This window comes from uncultured Limnohabitans sp., from assembly GCF_937889215.1.
GTDB lineage: Bacteria > Pseudomonadota > Gammaproteobacteria > Burkholderiales > Burkholderiaceae_C > Limnohabitans_A.
Map to the genome: position 1 here is coordinate 1 of NZ_CALBEX010000065.1, position 5601 is coordinate 5601.

5 protein-coding genes are annotated in these 5601 nt (G+C 63.2%); 4 read left to right on the top strand and 1 reads right to left on the bottom strand.

Annotation, left to right across the window (positions count from 1 at the left end; translation table 11 throughout):
* On the top strand, positions 1-622 hold a 622-nt coding region (locus Q0341_RS01515), incomplete at its 5' end, for a histidine phosphatase family protein (protein ID WP_299510073.1).
* Between the two features lie 76 nt (positions 623-698).
* Positions 699-1868, top strand: a complete 1170-nt coding sequence (locus Q0341_RS01520; protein ID WP_299510075.1) for a hypothetical protein — start codon at positions 699-701, stop codon at positions 1866-1868.
* 18 nt (positions 1869-1886) lie between these two features.
* Here Q0341_RS01520 and Q0341_RS01525 read toward each other — a convergent pair whose 3' ends face one another.
* Positions 1887-2726 carry a creatininase family protein gene (locus Q0341_RS01525; RefSeq protein ID WP_299510077.1) on the bottom strand — a complete coding sequence of 280 codons (840 nt, stop codon included), beginning with the start codon at positions 2724-2726 and terminating at the stop codon, positions 1887-1889.
* Positions 2727-2814: 88 nt separating this feature from the next.
* Here Q0341_RS01525 and Q0341_RS01530 point away from each other — a divergent pair, with 88 nt between their 5' ends.
* Both Q0341_RS01530 and Q0341_RS01535 read left to right on the top strand, forming a co-directional pair.
* A complete protein-coding gene (locus tag Q0341_RS01530; RefSeq protein ID WP_366522659.1) occupies positions 2815-5151 on the top strand; it encodes a thioredoxin family protein in 2337 nt (778 codons plus the stop codon).
* A gap of 101 nt (positions 5152-5252) precedes the next feature.
* On the top strand, positions 5253-5601 hold a 349-nt coding region (locus tag Q0341_RS01535; RefSeq protein WP_299510078.1), incomplete at its 3' end, for a uroporphyrinogen decarboxylase family protein.

Genomic DNA, 5601 nt, shown 5'->3' on the forward strand with positions numbered 1-5601 from the left:
CTACGATCAACTCAGCCCGCTGGGCCGCCAGCAAGCCGTGCGCTTGGGTGAATACCTGCGGCCGAAACTTCAGGACAAACCCATCGAGGCCGTGATGATGGGCAGCTTGAAGCGCCACCGCCAAACCTGGGAAGGCATTGCCGAAGGCGCGGGCCTGCCGCACACCCCGGCCGTGTGGCCGGGCCTGAACGAATACGACAGCCACGCGCTGATCGAGTCCATCCACCCCGAGCCGCTGGCCAAGCCCGACACGCCCGAGCTCTACCGCCACCACTTTCGCCTGCTGCGCGATGCGCTGCAAGCCTGGATGGCGGGGCGCATCCAGCCGCGTGGCATGACCAGCTATGCCGAATTTGTGGGCGGAATCGAAGCCGCGCTCGACCATGTGCGGCAAAACCATTCAGGCGACGTGATGATCGTCTCCAGTGGTGGCCCTATCTCCACCGCCGTGGGCCGCGTGCTGGGCACCCCGCCCGAGACCACCATCGAGCTGAACCTGCGCATCCGCAACACGGCGCTGACCGAATTCGTGTTCAACCCCAAGCGGCACATGCTGCTGACCTACAACACCTTGCCGCACCTGGACAGCGACGAGCACAAGGACTGGGTCACCTTCGCCTGAAACGCTGAATTTCCTTATGGAAATTGGGTGTAATCCCTAGGAATAACCTCCAGAAGCCAAGGGCAAAATAGCCGGGATGAATTGTTCGCCCACTTGGCTCGAGCTTAAGACGACGGAAGGCGGCGTTGAGCTCACCCACACACCCGCCGATCAAGCCGATCGCCTGGCAGCACAACTGAGCGCGGACCTGTGGGAATGGGGCCTTCAGTCGGTGGTCCAGACCCTTCGTAAGCCCCTTGAAGACGGCACAGTGGCCCTGATCGCCAGCTTGCGGCCTGAATTCCAGCAAACCCACATGCCAGGGCACAACAGCCTAAACTTGCTCACCAGCTTGGGGACCACCGCCCCGTCTGACAACGCCAACGAAGCCTGGGCCTTGGAACGCGAAATCTGGGTGGCCCTTTTGGGTTCACCTCAACGATTCCAGTTTGCCAACCTGGAGGCTTTGAAATCCCATGTCCGGGTCAGGCGCAACATGGCCTTGGCCGCCAGATTGACCGCGCTGGCCTTCAAAACCGAAGCGGCTGAGCGACCCGAGGCCGATTGGCACTACGAAGAAGAGCCTGGTTTCATCCTCAAGCCGGGTCGCCCACTGATCAGCGCCCTGATTGCCGCTACGCAACCCGAGGCCACCGGCAAGCTGTACGACTTCTCGTGCTACCGCGCCACCGAATACGTGATCTTGCTGGGCATCGCGCAAGAATTGCAAGCGCACCACCCCGCTTTGCTGGCCGAGTTGCAGCAACTGAACGAACGCCACGCGGTGCGCTCAGGCCAATTTCACGAGGTGTTCCTGATCGAGTACGGCAGCATGGAAGCCCCCTTACCCGCCCGCTTTTATGTCCCGGGCGACCGGCTGTGGTTTCGCAACCCCGACGAGCGATCCTCCGATGTCACCGGCTACGAAGGCTCGTGGGTCATGTACATGGGCGGTGGCCTGTTCAGCAACTTCTGGAAGCGGGACGCGCCCTTCACCCTCGAATCCAAAGCCATTGAAATTTTCCACTGGAAAGACGGCGCCTACACCGACGCCCAGGGCGAGTTGCAAATGGACGAGACGGTGGTGGAACGCCTGGTGGCACAAACCCAGGCCGACCCGAAAGCCAGAGCCCACGTGCTGGACCGCATGCTGCGCATGCGCGACCCCAAGGGGGTCTATGCACAAGGCGGCTGCATCGACACCACCCGCGAATACCCCAAAAACGTGAGCCGCGAGCACTGCGATCTGGTGCTGCCCAACTTTTGAAGACCGGGCCGCAAGGCCTCAACCCACCTCGTCGGTGAGCGTTTCTGGGGGCAATTGGTCAATTTCACCGAGCAACTGCGCCAGCGCCCGGCCCGAAGCGCTCAGCAAGGCTTGGCCTTTTTCAGCGGTTGCGGCCAAGGCATTCCCCGCCGCCCCATGGCGGTTGTAGTCCTGCATTTGCCAACCCAGCTTGGCGCTTTTGCCGTTGCCCAAAATTTCAAAACGTTCAGCGCGGTCTTGCGAGGTGGACCGGAAGTTTTGCGCCAAATCCATGCACACGCATTCGGGCCGCAGCGCCAGCATCATCGAGGTTTCGGTGTCGCCCGCGTGCACACCAAAGCGGTGCTCTTCGGGCGGAAAAAGCGCACTCACATCGCCGCCTTGCGCATCGCGCAGCGGCAAATTGAACCAGCTCACGCTGAAAACCAGCATGCCCAAGCGTGCCCGCAAATCCCGCGCCACGATGTCCATCACACTCACTTGTCCGCCATGGGCGTTGAGCAGCACCAGTTTCTTAACGCCACTGGCCGCCACCGACTCGCCGATGTCGGTCCACAAACGGATCACGGTCTCGGCCTTGAGCGTCAAGGTACCCCCAAAACGCGCGTGCTCAGGACTCAGGCCCACCGTTTGGGTGGGCAAAAACAAAGCCGGTAAGTCAGAAGGCAAGTGCGGCAAGCAAGCCGCCACCACGCCATTGACCAAATCGGTGTCCACCGACAGCGGCAGGTGCGGGCCATGCTGCTCAGTGGCGGCAACGGGCAGGACGGCGATGGCCCGATCGATGGTCCGGTCTGGCACCAAGGCCTGAAAATCGAGGGTGGTCCAGTCGGCCCAAAAACGCGAAGGGTTTTGCATGTTCGGCATCTTAATGGAGTCTGTGCGTGTACAGTGCCTTCGCAGAAGGTTCCGCTTCAGGTGTCCGGGACCATAAAGAAGGATTGGCGTGAAAGTTTCCGTGTTGTCGCGTGGCTGGGCCACGGTTCAGAGTGGGGTGCTGGGGCTGGGCTTGTGCGCTCTTTTGTTCCTTCCCGTTGCCAGCCTGGCGCAAACCGGCGCCCTGTTTTCCACCAAGCCGGCCGCCAGCACCTCGGCGACCAACGCCTTGCTCAGCAGTTCCACCCATGTGGTCAATACCGAGCAGGTGCGGGCCGAGTTGCAAGTGCACGCCCCCCAAGGCCTTCAGGCCGGGCAAACCTTTTGGATGGGCCTGCAGATCGAGCACCAGCCCCATTGGCACACCTATTGGCAAAACCCGGGCGACTCGGGCTTGCCCACCCAGCTGCAGTGGCAGCTGCCTGCCGGCTTGCAAGCCGGCGCGATCGCGTGGCCTTTGCCCAAAAAATTCCCGATTGGCAGCTTGGCCAACTACGGCTACGAAGGCCGTGTGCTGCTGACGGTGCCCGTGACGTTGGGGGCTGACTTCCGCTTCCCGGACACTGGGCCACTGACCCTCCAATTACAAGCCGATTGGCTGGTGTGCCGCCAAGAATGCATTCCGCAAGAAGGCCGCATGAGCCTGAACCTGGCCTCTGCCGCGCCGCAAACGCCGCACGCGGCAAGCTTCGAAGCGACCCAAAAACTCAGCCCCCAGACGATGCCGCAGCTCAAGCAAAGCGGCACTTGGATCACCGGCGGCCAGACCACGTTGTCGGACGATGGCCAGCAACTGAGCCTGCGCGTGCACGGCCTGCCCGCCAGTTGGCGAGGCCAGACGCTCAGCGCTTTCCCAGTCACCGCCAGCGTGGTGCACAACGCGGCCGTGCAGGACAAAGACTGGACGCAAAACTGGCAAGGCGCGGTCTGGCAGGCCCAAATTCCGGTCTCTGAAGAACGCGGCGACAGCCCTCAAACCATGCGCTGGGTGATCGCGGCGGGGCCGGAGTCTGCACCCCAAGCCCCTGCTTTTGAGCTTGAAACGCCCGTGCAAGGCACTTGGCCTGCACTGACTCAAGCCGCCCCTGTCGAGATCTCGCCCGCTCTGGCCAAGGCGCTGGCCGAGAACGCACGCGCTGCGCAAAAACCAGCGGCAACCAACACCACCGCCTTGGGCCTGACGCTGGCCATTTTGGGGGCGCTGGTGGGCGGCTTTTTGCTCAACCTGATGCCCTGCGTGTTTCCGGTGTTGGCCATCAAGGTGCTGGGCTTTGCCAAGGCGAATGCGACTCAAGCCCAACACCGCGCTGCCGGGATGGCCTACACCGTGGGTGTGGTGCTGTCGTTCATGTTGCTGGGCGGCCTGATGCTGGCCTTGCGGGCCGCTGGCGAACAGCTTGGATGGGGCTTTCAGCTGCAGTCACCGCCAGTGGTGGCGGCTCTGGCGCTGTTGTTCACCGTGCTGGGCCTCAACTTGGCAGGCGTTTTCGAGTTTGGGCAGATGCTGCCCAGCCGCCTCGCTTCATTGCAAAGCCGCCACCCGACCGTGAACGCCGGTTTGTCGGGTGTGCTGGCCGTGGCCGTGGCTTCGCCGTGCACAGCGCCCTTCATGGGCGCATCGCTGGGCTTGGCGATTGCGCTGCCCGTGTGGCAAGCGCTCACGGTGTTTGCCGCCATGGGCGTGGGCATGGCCTTGCCCTATTTGGCGGCCAGCTGGTGGCCTGGCATCGCCCGCGCCCTGCCGCGCCCTGGGGCCTGGATGCTGACTTTTCGCCAAGCCATGGCCTTCCCGATGTTTGCCACCGTTATCTGGCTGCTGTGGGTGCTGGGCCAGCAAACCGGCATTGATGGGGCCAGCGGTCTGCTGGCCTTGTTACTCACCGTGGCGTGGCTGGTCTGGGCGCTGGGCCTGACAGGCCGCACGCGCTGGGTCATGAGCGGCCTGGCCCTGGCCACTTTGCTGTGGCTCGGCAGCAGCTGGCTGCCTTTGGCTTTGCGTGATGCCCCCTCATCGGCAACAGCCAGCAGCGCCAGCGAAAAAAACGCTGCCGACCGGCCCCTTTGGCAAGCCTGGTCAGAGGCTGACGTGCAGACGCAACTGAGCGCAGGTCGCCCAGTGTTCGTGGACTTCACCGCCGCTTGGTGCGTGACCTGCCAATTCAACAAAAAAACCACCTTCGCCGATGCCACGCTGCTGGCAGACTTTGCAAGCCGCCAAGTGGTGCTGATGCGGGCCGACTGGACCCGCCGCGACCCGGCCATCACCCAGGCACTTTCGGCCTTGGGTCGCAGCGGCGTGCCGGTGTACGCCTTGTACGCACCGGGCCGTGCGCCCGTGCTGTTGTCCGAATTGCCCAGTGTGGCCGAGGTGCAAAAGTCGCTGCAGGCCCTGAACACTGGGCGTTGAACACCACCGCAAGTGCAGTGCTCAGGTCGCTCGCCATTCACGCCCCTGTTTGACGCCGGATGGACAGTGCAGCGGCCTTGCAGCCTGCGACAATGGCGGGCATGAGCACTTCTTTTGCACCCCTCCAAAATGACAGCTTCTTGCGCGCCTGCCTGCGCCAAGCCACCGACCACACCCCCGTCTGGCTCATGCGCCAAGCCGGGCGCTACCTGCCCGAGTACTGCGCCACCCGCGCCAAAGCCGGCAGCTTCATGGGCCTGGCCACCAACGTCGACTACGCCACCGAGGTCACCCTGCAGCCCCTCGAGCGTTATGCACTTGATGCCGCCATCTTGTTTTCCGACATCCTCACCGTGCCCGATGCCATGGGCCTGGGCCTGAGTTTTGCCCAAGGCGAAGGCCCCCGCTTTACCAAAAACGTGCGCGACGAAGCCGCCGTGGCCGAGCTGG

What these genes read in the sequence shown, in the direction of transcription:
- Q0341_RS01525 (WP_299510077.1), bottom strand. Translation starts at nt 2,726, where the DNA reads ATGCAAAACCCTTCGCGTTTTTGGGCCGACTGGACCACCCTCGATTTT.
- Q0341_RS01520 (WP_299510075.1), top strand. Translation starts at nt 699, where the DNA reads ATGAATTGTTCGCCCACTTGGCTCGAGCTTAAGACGACGGAAGGCGGC.